Annotated in this window: 13 protein-coding genes and 1 pseudogene; 6 read left to right on the top strand and 8 right to left on the bottom strand. The window is 42.8% G+C overall.

Annotated features, from left to right (window positions below; genetic code table 11):
* Positions 1 to 111: 111 nt before the first annotated feature.
* The gene (locus MHO82_RS00185; protein ID WP_239181829.1) at positions 112 to 1,620 is read right to left on the bottom strand and encodes a DUF3360 domain-containing protein; all 1,509 of its coding nucleotides are present in this window, start codon (positions 1,618 to 1,620) and stop codon (positions 112 to 114) included.
* Between the two features lie 576 nt (positions 1,621 to 2,196).
* Here MHO82_RS00185 and MHO82_RS00180 point away from each other — a divergent pair.
* Positions 2,197 to 2,535 (top strand): cytosolic protein, encoded by a 339-nt coding sequence (locus tag MHO82_RS00180; RefSeq protein WP_239181828.1) that lies wholly within the window; start codon positions 2,197 to 2,199, stop codon positions 2,533 to 2,535.
* A gap of 155 nt (positions 2,536 to 2,690) precedes the next feature.
* Here MHO82_RS00180 and MHO82_RS00175 read toward each other — a convergent pair whose 3' ends face one another.
* The gene (locus tag MHO82_RS00175; RefSeq protein ID WP_239181827.1) at positions 2,691 to 3,071 is read right to left on the bottom strand and encodes a hypothetical protein; all 381 of its coding nucleotides are present in this window, start codon (positions 3,069 to 3,071) and stop codon (positions 2,691 to 2,693) included.
* 190 nt (positions 3,072 to 3,261) lie between these two features.
* Between MHO82_RS00175 and MHO82_RS00170 the strand changes: the two are divergent.
* Both MHO82_RS00170 and MHO82_RS00165 read left to right on the top strand, forming a co-directional pair.
* Positions 3,262 to 3,418 (top strand): annotated as a pseudogene (locus MHO82_RS00170) (MFS transporter); the annotation flags it as partial.
* Between the two features lie 132 nt (positions 3,419 to 3,550).
* Positions 3,551 to 4,414: an AraC family transcriptional regulator gene (locus MHO82_RS00165; protein ID WP_239181826.1), complete on the top strand. Its 864-nt coding sequence runs from the start codon at positions 3,551 to 3,553 to the stop codon at positions 4,412 to 4,414.
* Positions 4,415 to 4,486: 72 nt separating this feature from the next.
* On the opposite strand, the gene MHO82_RS00160 is transcribed toward MHO82_RS00165, so the two are convergent.
* Entirely contained in the window at positions 4,487 to 5,680 is a 1,194-nt protein-coding gene (locus tag MHO82_RS00160; RefSeq protein ID WP_239181825.1) for an acetate/propionate family kinase, read from the bottom strand.
* 445 nt (positions 5,681 to 6,125) lie between these two features.
* Here MHO82_RS00160 and MHO82_RS00155 point away from each other — a divergent pair, with 445 nt between their 5' ends.
* Positions 6,126 to 6,518 (top strand): hypothetical protein, encoded by a 393-nt coding sequence (locus tag MHO82_RS00155; protein WP_239181824.1) that lies wholly within the window; start codon positions 6,126 to 6,128, stop codon positions 6,516 to 6,518.
* Positions 6,519 to 6,620: 102 nt separating this feature from the next.
* Here the strand turns inward: MHO82_RS00155 and MHO82_RS00150 are convergent, their stop codons facing one another.
* The gene (locus tag MHO82_RS00150; protein ID WP_239181823.1) at positions 6,621 to 8,489 is read right to left on the bottom strand and encodes a DEAD/DEAH box helicase; all 1,869 of its coding nucleotides are present in this window, start codon (positions 8,487 to 8,489) and stop codon (positions 6,621 to 6,623) included.
* A gap of 490 nt (positions 8,490 to 8,979) precedes the next feature.
* On the opposite strand from MHO82_RS00150, the gene MHO82_RS00145 reads away from it, so the two are divergent.
* A complete protein-coding gene (locus MHO82_RS00145) occupies positions 8,980 to 10,983 on the top strand; it encodes an exoribonuclease II (protein ID WP_239181822.1) in 2,004 nt (667 codons plus the stop codon).
* Positions 10,984 to 11,069: 86 nt separating this feature from the next.
* On the opposite strand, the gene MHO82_RS00140 is transcribed toward MHO82_RS00145, so the two are convergent.
* Positions 11,070 to 11,429, bottom strand: a complete 360-nt coding sequence (locus tag MHO82_RS00140) for a late competence development ComFB family protein (protein ID WP_239181821.1) — start codon at positions 11,427 to 11,429, stop codon at positions 11,070 to 11,072.
* A gap of 285 nt (positions 11,430 to 11,714) precedes the next feature.
* On the opposite strand from MHO82_RS00140, the gene MHO82_RS00135 reads away from it, so the two are divergent.
* Positions 11,715 to 12,947 (top strand): GGDEF domain-containing protein, encoded by a 1,233-nt coding sequence (locus tag MHO82_RS00135; protein WP_239181820.1) that lies wholly within the window; start codon positions 11,715 to 11,717, stop codon positions 12,945 to 12,947.
* A gap of 571 nt (positions 12,948 to 13,518) precedes the next feature.
* Here MHO82_RS00135 and malG read toward each other — a convergent pair.
* The 3 genes from malG to malE all read right to left on the bottom strand — a co-directional run bounded on the left by malG (position 13,519) and on the right by malE (position 17,248).
* On the bottom strand, positions 13,519 to 14,409 hold the full coding sequence (gene malG, locus MHO82_RS00130; protein WP_239181819.1) for a maltose ABC transporter permease MalG: 891 nt from the start codon (positions 14,407 to 14,409) through the stop codon (positions 13,519 to 13,521).
* Between the two features lie 12 nt (positions 14,410 to 14,421).
* Positions 14,422 to 15,993, bottom strand: coding sequence for a maltose ABC transporter permease MalF (malF, locus tag MHO82_RS00125; protein WP_239181818.1), 1,572 nt, complete (start codon positions 15,991 to 15,993; stop codon positions 14,422 to 14,424).
* Between the two features lie 73 nt (positions 15,994 to 16,066).
* Positions 16,067 to 17,248: a maltose/maltodextrin ABC transporter substrate-binding protein MalE gene (gene malE / locus MHO82_RS00120; RefSeq protein WP_239181817.1), complete on the bottom strand. Its 1,182-nt coding sequence runs from the start codon at positions 17,246 to 17,248 to the stop codon at positions 16,067 to 16,069.
* Positions 17,249 to 17,566 lie beyond the last annotated feature (318 nt).

The raw sequence follows: 17,566 nt of genomic DNA, 5'->3' as shown, positions 1-17,566 counted from the left end.
ACTGAGTTCAAAGCAGTCAAATAATAAGGTGACTTAACAAAACGTCACCTTACAGCCCAGTTAAACTTAATAAGCAAAAGGAGCAATCATTCAATAATCATCATTTAGAGGTTAACGAAAACTTGGAATAATCGCCGGAATCCCTGGTAGAAGACCAACCAACGCCATCACACTCGTTAGCACAACAAACATAATGCCAGGCAACACCCAACGGCTCATTTTACTCAGTTCACCGCTACGTTCTTTACAGCCGACTAAGCCTAAGTTGTCTAACAGCATGGTGATAGACCAACCAAATGCTGGGTTAACGAGCGCTGACGAGAACACAACAATCGCTGCCGATTGGGTGGTTTTCCCTTCACGCGTCATTTCCATTCCCGCTTCTAGCAATGGAACAAATACTCCAACAATGAGCGCAACACAAAGTACAGGTTGCCAGATAGCTAAATCCATTGGGTAGCCCCAAATAGCAGCGATGATACAGAACAGCGCCGTCAGCAAAGCGCCAGCAGGAATAGGACGCTTAGCAATCGCCGCCGGTACAATATAAGTCCCCCATGAAGACGTAAAGTTAGTACCACCGAGCAGTGAACCGAACGTTTGACGAATTGAAGCCGTGGTCATGGTATCGTCAATGTTCATGTGTACTTTTTCAGTACGTTCTGGGTAGCTGATCTTTTGGAATACTTGATGCCCTAGGAAATCTGGCGACCACATAGCTACCGCTAGAATCGCAAACGGCAATACCACCATGAAGTGTTCAATTGTCGGCAGACCTAGCATCCAACCCGTATCTTCTCCCCACCAATACATAGGGTTCATGTTAGGCAAGCCTGGCTCGGTTTGGAAAGAAAACGGGGCTCCCATCGCAAACGCCAACGTGCCCCCCAACAAGCAACTAAGCGGCACTGCGAGCCAACGCTTACGGAAGTGCTCTAACAACGCATACAGAATAATGGTGCAAAAGATCACGACAAAAGCGATGTGGCTCATTCCGATTCCCTCAGCCCAAGCGAACAACTTTTTCACTTGAGAAGCGGTGCCAACAAAGCCAAGGTAGAGCAATAAACCACCACAAACCCCTTTACTGGTGAGGTTTGCCAGCATGCTGCCACCTTTACTGATGGCTAACATTAAGCCAAAAGCGCCAATCAGCAAACCAAAGGCCATCGGGTGTCCGCCAGCGGCAACAACAATGGGAATTAAAGGGATTAGTGGGCCGTGTGTACCTGCAAGGTTAGCGGTCGGCAATAGAAAACCAGAGAAAAGAATGATGAACACAGAGGCGATGAGTAGTTCATAACGAACATTTTCTAAGATGAAGCCTTCGTTTAGCCCAAGCGCCCCGGCGAAGGTGGCTGCAATCGCGCCCACCATCACCACTTTACCAATGGTCGCCGCCATCGCTGGGATGGTGTCTTCTATCTCAAATCGGTAATCTTTAAACGGCAAATTCGGACGCCAGCGCTTAGGCGACATGATTTGTAATTCGTGCTCTAGATACTGTTCTCGGGAGCCAAACTCTGAGCTTGGCTTGTGTTGTTGTTCATAGGAGAGTTCATCCTCATTAGTTTGAGGCTTCTCTGTTCGTATATGTACGGACTCTAAAGTACTGCTCATGTTGATTCCCTTCGTTCACACTCTAAGGTGTGTTGTTCCAACAAGCGTAATTTACTCACACGAAGATTTAGCGGAGTAGTTAGCGATATATTTTCTTCTACACAGAACTCGATGACTCTATTTTCTTTATAAGTTGACCTGTCAGTAGCAAGCAAATTTGACTTACTCAGGAATACAAACAATAAATCAACTTACTTTTAAAAAGCCATTAACATTCAGTAACTAGTACCTTATACCAAACCAAAAAAAACAAACAGTCTCAGATAGTTAGACATTAGTCGTAGAGTACGACTGCGAGTATGAGACACTGTAATCAGTATGCATCCGTCTATTTATAGGCCATTAATTTCAGGAAGAATCAAATAATGTTCAACAAGAAACGACCACGGTTAAGCATGGTATGGCGACATCTCACGATGGCGGGCTAATAGCGTATGGAACGAGGGAGGCGGCCCTGATCTTCATTCACGGTTGAAGCTTAGATAGGGGCAGAAACTAAATCTCTACTACGATCTGTCCTTGATAGTGATAGAATCTCCGTATCAGAATAATCAAGAAACTAAGTATTTATAATCTATGTTTATCCATCATGTTAACGGCATCGACTGGTTGGTGATTACCGCCTTTGAAGAACTGAAACCAATGTTTATCGAAGAAGCTGGTGCGATCCCATCTTGTTTCTCTACCGCCAGTGAATTGGGCCTGATTGATCAAGCCAAGCGCACTTATGGATATTTGCCTACACTCAGCGGCATAATCACCGATACTGGCACATTTCAAAGCAAGGATAACGAAGAAGATTTGAACCCACAGCTTGCCTGCCTAGTTGAGGGGCGTGGTCGGGTGTTTATCTATCACGGAGGCTTCGTGGCTTTTGTAGATGACGAACAAACCTTTATTACCCGAATGGACTGAAAATTACTCAGTAAGTTGAAATCGGCAAAGGTGGAGCTGGGTTCTAGCTTTAATAAGAAAGGCGTTAGCAAACACGACTCTGCTAACGCCTAAAATAACTAAGACATCATGTTATGTATTATGAACATGTGTCAGTTTAATGATTACGCTTGGCTTTACTCTTCACCCATGTCGCAATCAGTACAGATTTGAAGGGCAATTTCATGCTCAAAGACTGCAACATCGTTACCTTCTGCCAGTAACTCTGCTATTTCATCCGCGACTTCTTGCTCATCTTCCGCTTCAACTTGATTCGCTAGCTCTTCTTCTGAGTAACCGTAGAAATTCAACAATAAGTAATCGCGCGCTTCGTCTTTCGTACAAGTCACGTTCACAGAAAGATCAGGCTCAAGGTTGCCTTGCGAGATAATCTCAGTCACTTGCGCTAAGACATCATCTTTCATCGCGGCCGTTAACCAACCAAGATCTGTGTTTACTGTGGTCTTTTTACAGTCAAAACAAGGCAGTTGATGAAAGTAATATTGAAAATCAATCATAGGTAATTTCTTCTTTAAGTGTTGTTAGCGAGATTATCCGCCTTTTTTAGCAAAATACTATATCTATAAGCATTGAATACTGGATTGCAGTGAATAATTTTAGGCAGGGAGCAGAGTGAGGCACGAAAAGCATAACTTATAAGCTCACCATTCCTGATCAAATCGGTTTGTGGCCTAGAAAACAACCGAAATAATAAACCATAATGTCCGCTACTTCTTAAGGTTTCGAAGTAGCTACTTTGCACGCTTCTATTACCCTGTATTCACCCTACTCTACTTAGGTTACGGCTCAACCCTTTATCAATTTTGCCATGCTAAACGTGGTTTGGGCTGCAACCATTATGCTTGACGCTGCGTAAAATCGATCTACCCACTCCATAGAAACTATATATTATCCACTATTCCGCAATTTCAATCAGGCAAAGGCTATTCTCCATAGGTATCATTTCTCCGAATTCTTAGTTGGATAACAAAAGAAAATGAATGTAGTAAAGCACCATGAACGACAGATAAAGAAAGTGTGTGATTTTATAGATAAAAACTTAGATGAAGAGTTCTCGCTTGAGCAGTTAAGTTCAGTCGCTGCCAGCTCTAAGTACCATTTTCACCGTATCTTTAAGTCGTTTATGGGAGTCAGTACCATACAATACGTCCTGTTAGCACGACTGAAGCGAGCTTCTTTCAGGTTAGCGTTTGAGCCAGAGTTCAGTATTACTGATATTGCTTTTGAAGCACACTTCGAAAGTCTTGAAGCCTTTTCCCGTGCTTTTTCCAGAGTTTTTGAACAAACGCCTTCCCAATTTAGAAATCAACCAGAGTGGCGATCTTGGCACTCAAAATATGAATATCAACCACCTATAACAGGAGAAAGTACCATGGATGTAAAAGTCGTAGATTTCGATAAAAGAGAAGTCGCGTTAATTGAGCACAAAGGTAGCCCTAAACTAGTCTATGAAACAGTTGCAAAATTTATAAATTGGAGAAAATCAACGGGTTTGTCTCCAATAAAAACCAGTGAAACATTTGGTATTTCTCACTCTGATCCCAATGATACACCTGATGAAAAGTTCCAGTTCGATATATGTGGATCACATCAAGGCAATGTTCCAGAGAACAACCATGGTGTTAAATCTAGTGTAATCCCAAGTGGTAGATGTGCTGTTGCAATTCACAAAGGAAGCCATGACTCTATTGGTGAAACTGTATACAATTTGTATCAAAAATGGTTGCCAGATAGCGGCGAAAATTTAAGAGATTTCCCTTGCTTCTTCCGCTATCTGAACTTTGTTCATGAAGTGGATGAATGTGAGTTATTAACGGAGATCTATCTGCCCATAAAGTAGTTACCCAGTATTAAAACCAAAAAAGCGAGCTACATGAGCTCGCTTTTAAATGATAATACTTATACGGTTAACTTACATCAGCTCTACCGACTGCTGAGCAATCACGAACTCCTCGTTAGTTGGAATCACCATAACAACTGCATCAAGTAATTCAGACTTAGCGATAATACCTGAGTTACCAAAACGAGCGTCTTCGTTGCCTTTTTCATCTTCCACAAAACCCAGTAGTTTTAGGTTTTTCAGAATTTCACGACGAATTGGTAGTGAGTTTTCACCAATACCACCAGTGAAGATGATGCCATCTAACGAATCTAAAGAAACCATGTAAGAAGCAATGTATTTAGCTACGCGGTAAGTAAAGACTTGGAACGCAAGCTTAGCGCCTTCATGACCCTGCTCCATCGCTTCAAGAATACCGCGCGCATCGCTCGTTAAACCAGACACACCTAAAAAGCCTGAGTTTGAGTTTAGCTCTTTAAAGATTGCATCTTGGCTCCAGCCTTTTTTCATTAAGAACTCGATAATACCTGGGTCCAAATCGCCACAGCGAGTGCCCATCATTAGGCCCGCTAACGGTGTAAAGCCCATGCTGGTATCTACACTCTGGCCGTCTTTTACTGAACACACCGACGCACCATTACCTAAATGAACAGAAATGAAGCTGCTTTGTTCAACAGGTTTATCAATCATCTTCGCTGCTTCACGGCTTACGAAGTAATGGCTAGTGCCGTGGAAACCATAACGGCGAATACCATAATCTTTATACAACTTGTTAGAAATTGCGCCTGTAAACGCTTTAGCTGGCATGGTTTGGTGGAAAGCAGTATCAAACACCGCAAACTGTGGCAACGCTGGGAAGGCTTGCATCGCCGCACGAATGCCTTTTGCACCTGCGGGGTTATGAAGTGGTGCAAGGTCTGACAGTTTCTCGATTTCAGCAACAACGTCTTCGTTCACCTGAACCGTGCTAGTGAACTTTTCACCGCCATGCACAATACGATGGCCGATAGCGATCACGTCATCCACTAAACCATATTCACGTACAATCTCAACTAATTTGCTAATGGCTAATTGATGATTATTGTCACCTACTTCTAATTGCACCTCATGTTTATTTCCTTGGTACTTCCAGCTCATACAAGCTTCAGGTAGGCCAAAACACTCACCTAAACCGCTTAATACAGCATCACCAGATTTTGAGTCAATGACTGCAAATTTCATGGAAGAACTACCGGAATTAATGACAAGAACAAAAGCGTTATTCATGAGATATCTCTTTTTATTTGTAGGGTCTTTACAAACTGGCGGAAAATGCCAGTACTACAGTAAATGATACTCTTATTATTCAAATTATTTTGATTAATTCAACTTTTGTTGCTCATTATAAAATATTAATGCTATTTATACTGCTTAAGATCAAAAAATAGCTCATTTCATGAACATAAATGAAGATTTACCACCAATATCAATTTTCCCACGACCATCAGAGTTTGTTCTATTCTTATAACAGTGATATTCCCAATGCGAATAACATCGACTTAATAGCTTGATAACCCAGTGTTAAAAGACCAAGAATCATGAAACTACACTGTATATATTTTGCGCTTAATTAGGGTAAAGCCCATCGCGATAGCGAAGTATTTCTGCTCCCTACTCTACACAATAAATAATGTCGCCTATGTGGCATAAGAAGGACGTGACGGAGGACTAAATGAAAAAACACACTAAACAACTCACAATCAGAACCAGCTTTGTGGTTGCCTTAGTCATGTCTATTATCTGGCTTATTTATTCCTTGAATTCTGCTCGAATCGAAGGACAAGTTTTCGCGAGAGGAAAAAACATCAAACACTGCGTTACTGAAGTCACTTTTGGCAATCACATATGCACTCAGTGGACTTGCTTCTTCGATAATTTATTTTTTTATAAAGGGTGCTTGAGTGCCGCTCAGTATAACCCCTACTTTTGTAAATCAATGCCTTCTATTTATCGTTTAGCAGATATGGAGTTTTGGCGCAGAGAACAGTGTGAACGATTAGGAAGAGATGATCGTATCTGCCGCCATATCTGGTCGGAAGCACTCTATTCGTGTGAAGACGGTTAACTAGAGAGTCTCTCAGCCCCTCTATTATCTTTATGTAAAAATTACAGACATAAAAAAACCGAGGAAAGATCCTCGGTTTTTTTGTCATCAAACTATCTAAGCTTATGCTTCAGAAGTGCGACGTGGACGGCGTGGACGATCACCATTGTGGTGACGCTCACCACGGTGGCTACCACGGTTGTCACCGCCACGGTTGCGATCGAAACGACGCTCACCATCACGACGACCATTACCACCTTCACGATTACCACGGTATCCGCCACGGTTACCATCACGGTTACCACGAGGACGCTCGCGAGATAAATCTACGCCTTCAACAACAACCGCTTTCACTTCGTTTTGACGAATACGCAGCTTCTTAAGCTGAGCTGCAACGTCTGCAGTCATTTTCTTAGGTAACTGAACGAATGTGTGCTCAGGAGCCAGTTTGATTGCACCAATAGAACCTTTAGTGAAACCTAGTTCGTTTGCTAGTGCACCAACGATGTCTTTAACTTGAACACCTTGCTCACGGCCAACTTGTAGCTGGTAAGTGTCAAAGTCTGCATCGTTGTAGCTACGACGTTCACCACGCTCACCACGACGCTCGCCACGTTCACCACGACGCTCACGACGTTGTTTTTCACGCTCAAGAGCCGCGATCATTGGATCTGGGCCTTTGTAGAATAACGGACGCTTGCCTTGCTGACGCTTAAGAAGCATCGCAGCAATTGTTGTTGAATCTACTTCTAACGTTTCTTGCAGCTTAGTGATTAGCTCTGCGAACGCTTCTAGGCTCTCAGACTCTTTATCTGCTGCTAGTTCAGCACCAAGACGGTTTAAGCGAGCTTCAGCTACTTTATCACGAGCTGGAAGCTGAATTTCTTGCATGCTTGACTTAGTTACACGCTCGATAGTGCGTAGCATACGGATTTGGTTAGTACGAACTAACAGTACCGCTTTACCAGCACGACCAGCACGACCTGTACGACCGATACGGTGGATGTATGACTCAACATCGAATGGGATGTCGTAGTTAAATACATGCGTAATACGAGGAACGTCAAGACCACGCGCAACAACGTCAGTTGCAACTAAGATATCGATAACACCTTGTTTGATGTGGTCAACAGTACGCTCACGTAGAGACTGAGGAATGTCACCGTGAAGTGCCGCAGCTTTAAAACCACGTGCAGATAACCAATCTGCTAGACGCTCAGTATCTTGACGAGTACGTACGAATACGATTGATGCATCAGTTTCTTCAGTTTCAAGAAGACGGCTCATTGCTTCGTCTTTCTCTACGCCTTTAACAACCCAGAATTGTTGCTCAACTTTAGAAACCGTACGGTTCTCGCCCGCAACGTCGATGCGTGCTGGTTCACGTAGGAAACGGTCAACAATCTGCTTAACGATTGGTGGCATTGTTGCAGAGAAAAGAACACGTTGTGCACTTGCAGGAGCTTGCTCCATGATCCAAGTAACATCATCAACGAAGCCCATTTTCAGCATCTCATCCGCTTCATCAAGAACGAATGTATCTACTTCGTCTAGGTGTAGACGATCACGAGTGATTAGGTCTTTTACACGTCCCGGTGTACCGACAACAATGTGAGCACCCGCTTTTAATGCTCGCATTTGATCTACGATAGATGCACCACCGTAGATTTCTAATACTTTCAGGCCTTTGATGTTTTGACCTAGAGTTTTCATCTCTGCGGCAACCTGAATTGCTAGCTCACGAGTAGGAGCCATAACAATTGCTTGAGGTTTGTGCTGCTTAAGATCCAGTTTGTTTAAAACAGGAAGAGAGAACGCCGCTGTTTTACCTGTACCTGTTTGCGCTTTACCAAGAGCATCAGTACCAGTAAGAAGTAGAGGAATCGATGCCGCCTGAATAGGAGTAGGAGACACGAAGCCCATTTTATCTAGTGCAGATAAAAGAGTTTCAGCTAGATCTAGCTGACGAAATTCTGTAACAGATTCTTGCATTGGGATCCCAATATATAATCTAATAACGAAAGGTCCCATTCGCTTCACAAGTTTCTGACACAGCAAACGCAAGCGGATTCGGGACACGACTAAGGAGGCGCGAATTCTGCACTACTACGAGAAAAAAATCCAGAAAAAATTGAAGAACATCACAATTTTATCCATAAATATTTAAAGGAAGGTAAAAAACACACATTTTTTGCGCTTAATCACTGCTTTTAGGTGAAATTGCAACCAGTTCACATTCTCTTCAAAGCCTGATTTTCACTAGCTTTGATATTACCTCTACATTATCAATACCCTAATTCCCATCAATTACATCGAATTTCAATTAAACATTATAAAAAAAGCGATATTTTCCTCTCCTTATAAATCCCTAAGATGGTCATGAAGCACACTGAAGGGAATCACAACATTTTACTACTATATGGTAGTAATCCCCTACTGTGATGATTATAGTGTAGGTGTTATTAATATAAGACCTGAGATCATGTTTCAAGATAACCCACTACTTGCACAGCTAAAACAGCAAATCAAAGAAAATATTCCGACAAAAGAAGGTACTATCAAAGCAACTGAGCGTGGCTTTGGCTTTCTTGAGGCTGACGATAAGAGCAGCTACTTCATCCCACCACCGTATATGAAAAAAGTCATGCATGGTGATCGCGTTGTTGCCCTAATCCGTACGGAAAAAGAGCGTGAAGTAGCAGAACCAGATCAGCTTATTGAACAGAGTGTGACTCGCTTTATTGGCCGTGTAAAAATGATCAAGAAGCGCTTACACGTCATGCCTGATCACTCTCAGCTAAATACACCGCTAAAAGCAAAAGCTGCCAAAGGGGTTAATCCGACAACATTACAAGAAGGTGATTGGGTTGTTGCTCAACTAACTAATCACCCTCTAGAAAGTGATAAAGGCTTTTTTGTTGAAGTGACCAGTAAGATCACCGATGCAGATGACAAAATTGCCCCTTGGTGGGTAACACTGGCACAAAATGATCTGCCAAACTCTGAACCAGAAGGCCAAGATGAGTGGCCATTAAATGACGATACCGATCTCAATCGTGTCGATATGACAGAAGTACCTTTTGTCACCATCGATGGTGAATCCACCAAAGACATGGACGATGCCCTTCACATTGAAAAGAATGACGATGGCAGCTTTAAGCTTACTATTGCCATTGCCGATCCAACGGCTTACATCTCCCCTGATGATGCCATGGACAAAGTGGCTCGTGAACGTGGTTACACCATCTACTTACCTGGCCGCAACATTCCAATGCTGCCACGTGCCTTAAGTGATGATTTGTGTTCTCTTATTGAAGGTGAGAAACGTCCAGCCATTTGCTGTACTGTCTCCATCAATAATGACGGCTCAATGGGCGCTGATATTTCATTCTTTGCTGCTTGGATGCAATCTCACGCACGACTTGCCTACAGCCACGTGTCAGATTGGTTAGAAAATGGCAGTAGCGATGAATGGCAACCAACAGAGACCATTGCTAAGCAAGTATCCGATCTCCACGCTTTTGCTCAGATTCGTAATAACTGGCGTCAAGCAAACGCCGTTGTCTTCCCAGATCGTCCAGATTACCGCTTTGAACTAAGCGAAGACAACGATGTTGTGGCGATTCATGCAGACATGCGCCGCAGTGCTAACCGTATTGTAGAAGAAGCAATGATCACGGCCAACATTTGTGCTGGTACTGTTCTTCGTGACAGCTTTAATACTGGCGTTTTCAACACCCACGCTGGCATTAAACCTGAAAAACTGGCCGATGTTATTGAATTAGTGAACCAAGCCGAAGGTGCAGAGTTTACACAAGAAGACATCGCTACGCTTTCTGGTTTTAGCGCATTACGCCGCTGGTTAGGCAATCAAGAAGACAGCTATCTTGATAACCGAATCCGTAAGCTTCAAGCTTACAGTGATGTGGTTAATAGCCCTGAACCACATTACGCAATGGGCCTAGAAATCTACGCAACATGGACTTCCCCTATTCGTAAATACGGCGACATGATCAACCACCGTATGCTTAAAGCACACATTTTAAGCAAAGACCCGATTCAATTACCTGATGACGTGGTAGGTGAAGAAATGGCGCTGCACCGTAAGCACCACAAAATTGCCGAGCGTAACGTGGCAAACTGGTTGTACGCACGTACCCTGTTAGCCGATGTAGAAAAAGGCACTACATTTACTGGTGAAATTTTTGATATTAATCGTGCTGGTATGCGTATTCGCTTACTTGAAAACGGCGCATCAGCCTTCATTCCAGGTTCACTTATCGTAGATAACAAAAACCGTATTGAATGTAATGCTGACCTTGGCTTGATCAAAATCGATACAGTAGAAGAGTTTAAACTAGGCGACTGTTTAGAAGTTCAACTTTCTGAAGTGAAAGAAGACACTCGAAACATCGTAGCAAAACCAACTAAAGCGTTTCCTGAACCAAAAGAAGCAGTTTCAGAAGCGGCTGAGCCACAAGCATAAGCTGCCTCACCACACTAAAAACGTTTAGTTGATCTACTCAATTATAAACTCAACAGCAAGCACCCATCATTTCGGTGGGTGCTTTTTTATTCTGATTGTACTCTTGCTTCTTCTTCTAGCGCTTCCATCGCATCCCTTGCTGCCTGAACTTTAAAATACTCTTCCAATTCATCAGGAGAGCGAGTACGTCGGTCATTCGCGATCATATGCTCAACGTCTGTAATGGCATCCATCACAATGCGCCCCATTTCCACCAGCTTTTGATCCGATAAGGCAGCAAGCATATCGATATCATGGCGAATATAAATGGAAGGTAAACGATTTAAGACTAAGCAAGCCAGATCTGCCAGTTGATCCGGGGTGTACTTTTCAGTGTATTCCATCTCAACTAATTTACTGCCAAGCAAGGTTTCCATGTAGTTATGTACTTCTGAGCTTATTTGCATTATCAACTCCTTCTGGTTCACTTTTTTCTGCCCTTAAATCATAACAAAACCACAAGGTATGTAATGATAAGCCGACCATTTGTTCATATTCCACCACAAATAACGAAACATCGTTATTACACTCATTTATGGTTCAATTAAGCAGAACATCACAGTTTTTTTACTAAACTGTAATTTCATTACTCTTACTGGTTAAGATAGAATAAAAAAGCTTGGATTCCCAAATTATCTAAGTATCCTAAAGTCTCAACCAAACACTCTACTTATTAAATACTATAAAATCGGATGTCATTTTCTCTCATTAACCACCCAGGTTTTAGACTCCTTCTTCCCATTATTTTTGCTGTGGCATCAATTTCAGGAATGGATGGAATCATCGCCTTATCTAGCGACAACCAAGATTTTACGTACATTCTTCCGTACATCTTACTTGGTCTTGCGATTTTATTAAGCCAGCCCTTCAACCAAGGTCGTACCGGGTTAATTGCTCTGGTGATGGCCATTACTTACTATTTAATTCAATCTCGTTTACAAGTTCCTTTACACTATGGCACCGCAAGAATTGAATTTACCTTGCTTGCCCTATTGCTCCCTGTCAGTTTGATGGCGGTCTTTATCTTTCCTGATCGCCGTATTATGTCTCGTTACGGAGCTGGGTTTCTTGCCATATTAATCTTCATGCTCGGCTGGTGCCTGCTTATTATTCAGCACTTTAGTGAGAATGACATGAGCTGGTTATGGCAAAGCTATTTTCTCAGCTTGCCCAATGTGTCCCCTTTACCACTGGTTGTCGTGCTATACAGTGTATTGATGTGCTGTGTGGCGGCTATCTTGATCTTAACCAGAAATGAAAGTACTGATCAGGCCATTTTTGCAAGCTTGTTATTGGCCAGCTTAACGTTTTCATTGTTTCATGTAGATTATGTCTCTAGCACTTTCTTCTCGCTGGCGGGCATTTTATTGATCTTGAATATCATTGCTACCAGCCATGAATTGGCCTTTATTGATCAGCTTACCAACATTCCGGGAAGGCGAGCGCTTGAAGCAGAAATGAAGCACCTTGGCAGAAAATACGCCATTGCCATGCTTGATGTTGACCACTTTAAAAAATTCAACGATACCTATGGCCATGACACTGGTGATGATGTTTTAAAGCTGGTAGCGAGAATCATGGCTGACACCAACGGCGGTGCCAAAGTATACCGCTATGGTGGTGAAGAATTTACGGTGCTGTTTAAAGGGAAAACCGCAGAACAAAGCATCGAATACCTAGATGAATTGCGTGAAGACATTGCTAACTACGATCTGGTCATTCGTAATAAAGATGATCGCCCGAAAAGTGATGAAGAAGGCACTCAGAAGCGTGGTAAAGGTAACCAATCCAAAGTGGTGAATGTGACCATCAGCATTGGCGTTGCCGACAGTAGCGTCGCCGCTAAGCCTGTAAAAGTCATAAAAGCAGCCGATGAAGCTTTATACCGAGCCAAAAAAGGTGGTCGTAATAAAGTAAGCACGTAAGCCAGAAAGCCAGAAAGCCAGAAACGATAAGCCAATTATTGTTTCTGGCTTTTTCTTTATTCGTAGTCACTACCTTCCAACATCAAAAAGTAAATACTCACTAATAGTCAATAAAAACCAATTCTTCCGCTCAACACCAGCACTTTCTTTACTGCTCTGATTAAAAATAACATCTACGATGATACCAAGACCATGATGAGACGCCGCACAGCAATCAAGTGACCACGCATAACTTTATGACACTTTTGCTGGTGTCAGACTTGTATGGGAATAAAAATTTTGAAGTCAACCGCACTTGTCATGCTCAAGCAGTACATCAATGATTGTCTTATTTATACTCTTCTCAACTCAGATTCGAGGTAAGAAAAAACCCAGAGCGAACACCCTGGGTTCTTGTTACAAAAACTTATTAATCATTTCTAATGCAGAAAGCGAATTATAAGCCAGCTATGCGTAACGCCAATTAGTTGCGCTGAACACTTAACAGATCGGCGGCCAAACCATATGTTAAGCTCTTCACGCTGGGAATGGGTTTAGCCTAAGTGAACAAACTAAACCCTTATTGTTATTTTTATCCCTTCACGCCGCCTGCTGTCAGGCCACCTACTAAGTAACGCTGAGCCAGCAAGAATACGGCTGTAATTGGTAAAGCAGATAGTACGGCTGCGGCTGCAAAATCACCCCATAAGTAGTTCTGAGGATACAAATACTGCTGCATGCCAACTGCTAATGTGTACGAGTTTACATCAGAAAGCAGTAAAGATGCTACAGGAACTTCTGTTACAGCTCCGATGAATGCCAGAATAAACACCACCGCTAAGATTGGCACCGATAACGGCAACAGAACCAAACGGAACGCTTGCCACGGTGTTGCACCATCTAGCGCTGCCGCTTCTTCTAATGAACCATCAATGGATTCGAAGTAACCCTTAATTGTCCACACATGCAGTGCAATACCACCAAGATAAGAAAATACTAGACCACCATGAGTATTTAAGCCAAGGAATGGAATGTACTGCCCTAAACGATCAAACAAGGCATAAATCGCGACTAACGCCAGCACAGCTGGGAACATTTGGAAAATCATCATCGCTTTTAAGATGCTGTTTTTCCCTTTAAAACGCAAACGTGCAAAAGCATACGCACTAGTGGTAGATAAGGCCACAATCAACACAGAGGTAATGCCAGCTACTTTTACTGAGTTCCACAGCCACAATAAAACTGGAAATGGCGGCGGAGTCACACTGCCATCCGCATTGGTGACTGAGAAGCCCAATGCGAGCTTCCAGTGCTCTAATGATGGATTAGAAGGAATCAGCTCACCCGTGGCAAAGTTACCTTCACGCAACGAAATCACCACTACCATCAACAATGGGAAGATAATTAACGACAGAAAAAACCACATCGCAATGTGTGTCGCCCACACTCGATACTTAAGAGACTTTCCTTGAACCATTGGCATAACAATGACCCCTTAATCTTGAGACAATTTGGTGAAACGTAGGTTGAATAGAGCCAAGCCACCAACCAATAAGAAAATAATTGTTGCGATTGCACTAGCTAAACCAAAGTCTTGACCGCCACCGCCTTCAAAGGCAATGCGATAGGTGTAACTTACAAGAAGATCCGTATAACCTGCTGGCTCACTGGTGCCAATCATGTTTGGACCACCTTCGGTTAATAACTGGATCATCACCAGATTATTAAAGTTAAACGCGAAGCTAGCAATCAATAGTGGCGTTAATGGTTTCACCATCATAGGCACGGTGATTTTCATGAAGTTCTGGAACGGTCCAGCACCATCTATCGCAGACGCTTCGTATAAGTCTTCAGGAATCGATTTCAATAGCCCCATACATAGAATCATCATGTAAGGGAAGCCTAACCAAGTATTGACGATCATCACCATCACTTTGGCTGAGATAGGGTCGGAGAACCAATTAATTTTCAGACCAAACAGGGTCTCCAGCACCATATTGATTTCACCAAAGCTTTGGTTGAACAAACCTTTAAAAATCAAGATAGAAATAAACGCAGGAACCGCGTAAGGCAGGATCAATAATACTCGATACACCGCACGACCTTTCAACGCTTCCCACTGAACAACACTTGCTAGCACCAAACCAATAGCCAACGTGAACAATACCGTTAACGCAGCGAAAACAAACGTCCAGATAAAGATGCTAACAAATGGCTCTTTAATACCTTCATCTTTCCAAATACGTTCAAAGTTACCCGTACCAATGTTCACTACAAAGCCCGGGGAAATAGTATTACCGACAAAGTTACCATCTGCATCCACAGGCTGGTAGAAGCCTATTTCCATGTTTGGCTTCAATAACTCTTGAGTTTTATTATTCAGTAAACTTTCACCGTCTTCTTGCAATGTGTATAGCGGCGCAACCGCAGCAAATTTACGTAAACCACTCATACGAATGGCATCACCAGAAGGCAAGATTAAATCAACACCGTTTAAAACAGTACGATTAGAAATGATGGTTTTGATCTTTTCTTTTTTACCTGGTGCTGACGCTATAGAACTAAGTACCAGTTTACCTGGTTGCAATGACACCAAATCAATCGCTTCGGTTGAAAGTAGCTGACTACCATCTTTCACCGTTAGGCGGAATCCGTCATGATCTTGGTACAAGCTAAATGGATAGCTTTTACCACTTTGGAAAGTACGATCAAGCAACACGGTTTGTGCTCGATCGAGTGATAGCTGATTTTTCGCACTGTAGTTAGTGAAAGCTAACCCAACGGTGTAAACAAGCGGGAAAATAATGAATAAAATCATCCCGGCAATGCCTGGGTAAATATAACGATGCGCGTAAGTTTTTTTACTACCAAAAATGAAAAGCGCAAGAGACGTTAATACGACGGTAAGTAAGGCAAATGCGGTTTCGCCTCTTGCATACATAAGAACAGTGGCATAACCATTAATAATGCCGATGGTGGCAAGCAGCAACCATTTGATGAGATGTTGGTAATTAACAGGAGAAGCGGATTGACTCGCCATCGCTTCTTTTCCTTGGACTGACTGCATTTCAGCACCTTGCTAACGAAGAATTGGAGAGAACGGGAGGAGTAAGAGGCCCCCTCCCAAAAGAGAAGAGACGTTATTTCGTCATCTGTTTTTCAGCATCTTTTAGTGCATCATTAATGGATTGACGACCATCAACAGTGTTCACAATACTGTTTTTCGCCGCACCCCAGAATGCACCCATTTGAGGAATATTTGGCATAATTTCACCGTTCATGGCGTTATCCATAGTAGCAGCAATACGCTCGTCATCACCCAGCTCTTCTTGGAATGATTTCAGAGCTACCGCACCTAATGGCTTATCGGCATTCACTTTTGCTAAACCTTCATTGGTTAACAGGTAGCTCTCAAGGAATTCAACCGCGAGATCTTTGTTTGGAGAAGCGGAACTAATACCTGCTGTTAATACACCAACAAATGGTTTAGAAGCACTACCGTTAAACTTAGGCAATAGCGTTACACCATAGTTAATGCCCGACTTTTCAATGTTACCCCAAGACCAAGGACCATTGATGGTCATGGCTGTTTTACCATTGTTAAACTCAGATTCAGAAACAGAGTAATCCATGTCAGCTGAGATGATGCCTTTTTTCACCATATCAACCACAAACTGCATGCTGCCTTTAACACCAGGCTTATTAATACCCGCGTCTTTTACATCATAGCCATTCGACGTGTACTTAAAGGCATAGCCGCCATCAGCCGCCATAAGAGGCCAAGTAAAGTACGGTTCTTTTAAGTTCCACATGATGGCTTTTTTACCATCTTTGCTTAGCTTTTTATCGAGCGCTGCCACTTCTTCCCAGTTCTTAGGTGGGTTTGGTACAAGATCTTTGTTGTAGATAAGAGAAAGGGCTTCCACCGCAATTGGATAACCGATGAACTTACCATCGTATTTCACGGCATCCCATGTGAAATCAAAAATGCCGTTTTTAATCTCTTCAGAAGGGGTAATTTCAGTTAAGAATCCAGATTCAGCATAACCACCAAAGCGGTCATGAGCCCAAAATACGATATCAGGGCCATCGCCCGCAGCCGCTACTTGAGGAAATTTATCTTGTAGGCCATCTGGGTGAGCAACGGTAACTTTAATACCCGTATCTTCTTCAAACTGTTTGCCCACTTCTGCAAGACCATTGTAGCCTTTATCACCGTTGATCCAGATGGTCAGCTGACCTTCTTCAATCGCAGCATGGGCATGAACAGAACCAAGTGCAGCTAGCGTGCAAAATGCAACAGTACTGAGGACTTTTTTCATTTTTGAATCCTTCCTGAATTAATTATAGGCTCACCAGATAGCAGAGCCGACCTTTCAGAGCCTATCATCGTAAAACTATGGGGGTATTACATCATCCCGCCATCTACGCCCCCGAAAACGGAGTTTAAAAGCGTGATCTAGGTCGCTACCTCGGTATGACCAACGTCTCAAAAAGTCAGATTGTGTGATTTCCAACTCATCGCTTCCTGCCTTTTTTATGAGCCAGATCACTCGATACGAAAAGTGTGATCTACGTACTCCTCCCCCACCCTACACCTAACAACTTTTTTACAAAGGAGGATGTTCAGGCCTTCGGCT

This window comes from Vibrio sp. Of7-15 (assembly GCF_022347565.1).
Taxonomy (GTDB): domain Bacteria; phylum Pseudomonadota; class Gammaproteobacteria; order Enterobacterales; family Vibrionaceae; genus NORP241.
This window is presented reverse-complemented; position numbering and strand designations above follow the sequence as displayed.

What these genes read in the sequence shown, in the direction of transcription:
- MHO82_RS00185 (WP_239181829.1), bottom strand. Translation starts at nt 1,620, where the DNA reads ATGAGCAGTACTTTAGAGTCCGTACATATACGAACAGAGAAGCCTCAA.
- MHO82_RS00180 (WP_239181828.1), top strand. Translation starts at nt 2,197, where the DNA reads ATGTTTATCCATCATGTTAACGGCATCGACTGGTTGGTGATTACCGCC.
- MHO82_RS00175 (WP_239181827.1), bottom strand. Translation starts at nt 3,071, where the DNA reads ATGATTGATTTTCAATATTACTTTCATCAACTGCCTTGTTTTGACTGT.
- MHO82_RS00165 (WP_239181826.1), top strand. Translation starts at nt 3,551, where the DNA reads ATGAATGTAGTAAAGCACCATGAACGACAGATAAAGAAAGTGTGTGAT.
- MHO82_RS00160 (WP_239181825.1), bottom strand. Translation starts at nt 5,680, where the DNA reads ATGAATAACGCTTTTGTTCTTGTCATTAATTCCGGTAGTTCTTCCATG.
- MHO82_RS00155 (WP_239181824.1), top strand. Translation starts at nt 6,126, where the DNA reads ATGAAAAAACACACTAAACAACTCACAATCAGAACCAGCTTTGTGGTT.
- MHO82_RS00150 (WP_239181823.1), bottom strand. Translation starts at nt 8,489, where the DNA reads ATGCAAGAATCTGTTACAGAATTTCGTCAGCTAGATCTAGCTGAAACT.
- MHO82_RS00145 (WP_239181822.1), top strand. Translation starts at nt 8,980, where the DNA reads ATGTTTCAAGATAACCCACTACTTGCACAGCTAAAACAGCAAATCAAA.
- MHO82_RS00140 (WP_239181821.1), bottom strand. Translation starts at nt 11,429, where the DNA reads ATGCAAATAAGCTCAGAAGTACATAACTACATGGAAACCTTGCTTGGC.
- MHO82_RS00135 (WP_239181820.1), top strand. Translation starts at nt 11,715, where the DNA reads ATGTCATTTTCTCTCATTAACCACCCAGGTTTTAGACTCCTTCTTCCC.
- malG (WP_239181819.1), bottom strand. Translation starts at nt 14,409, where the DNA reads ATGCCAATGGTTCAAGGAAAGTCTCTTAAGTATCGAGTGTGGGCGACA.
- malF (WP_239181818.1), bottom strand. Translation starts at nt 15,993, where the DNA reads ATGCAGTCAGTCCAAGGAAAAGAAGCGATGGCGAGTCAATCCGCTTCT.
- malE (WP_239181817.1), bottom strand. Translation starts at nt 17,248, where the DNA reads ATGAAAAAAGTCCTCAGTACTGTTGCATTTTGCACGCTAGCTGCACTT.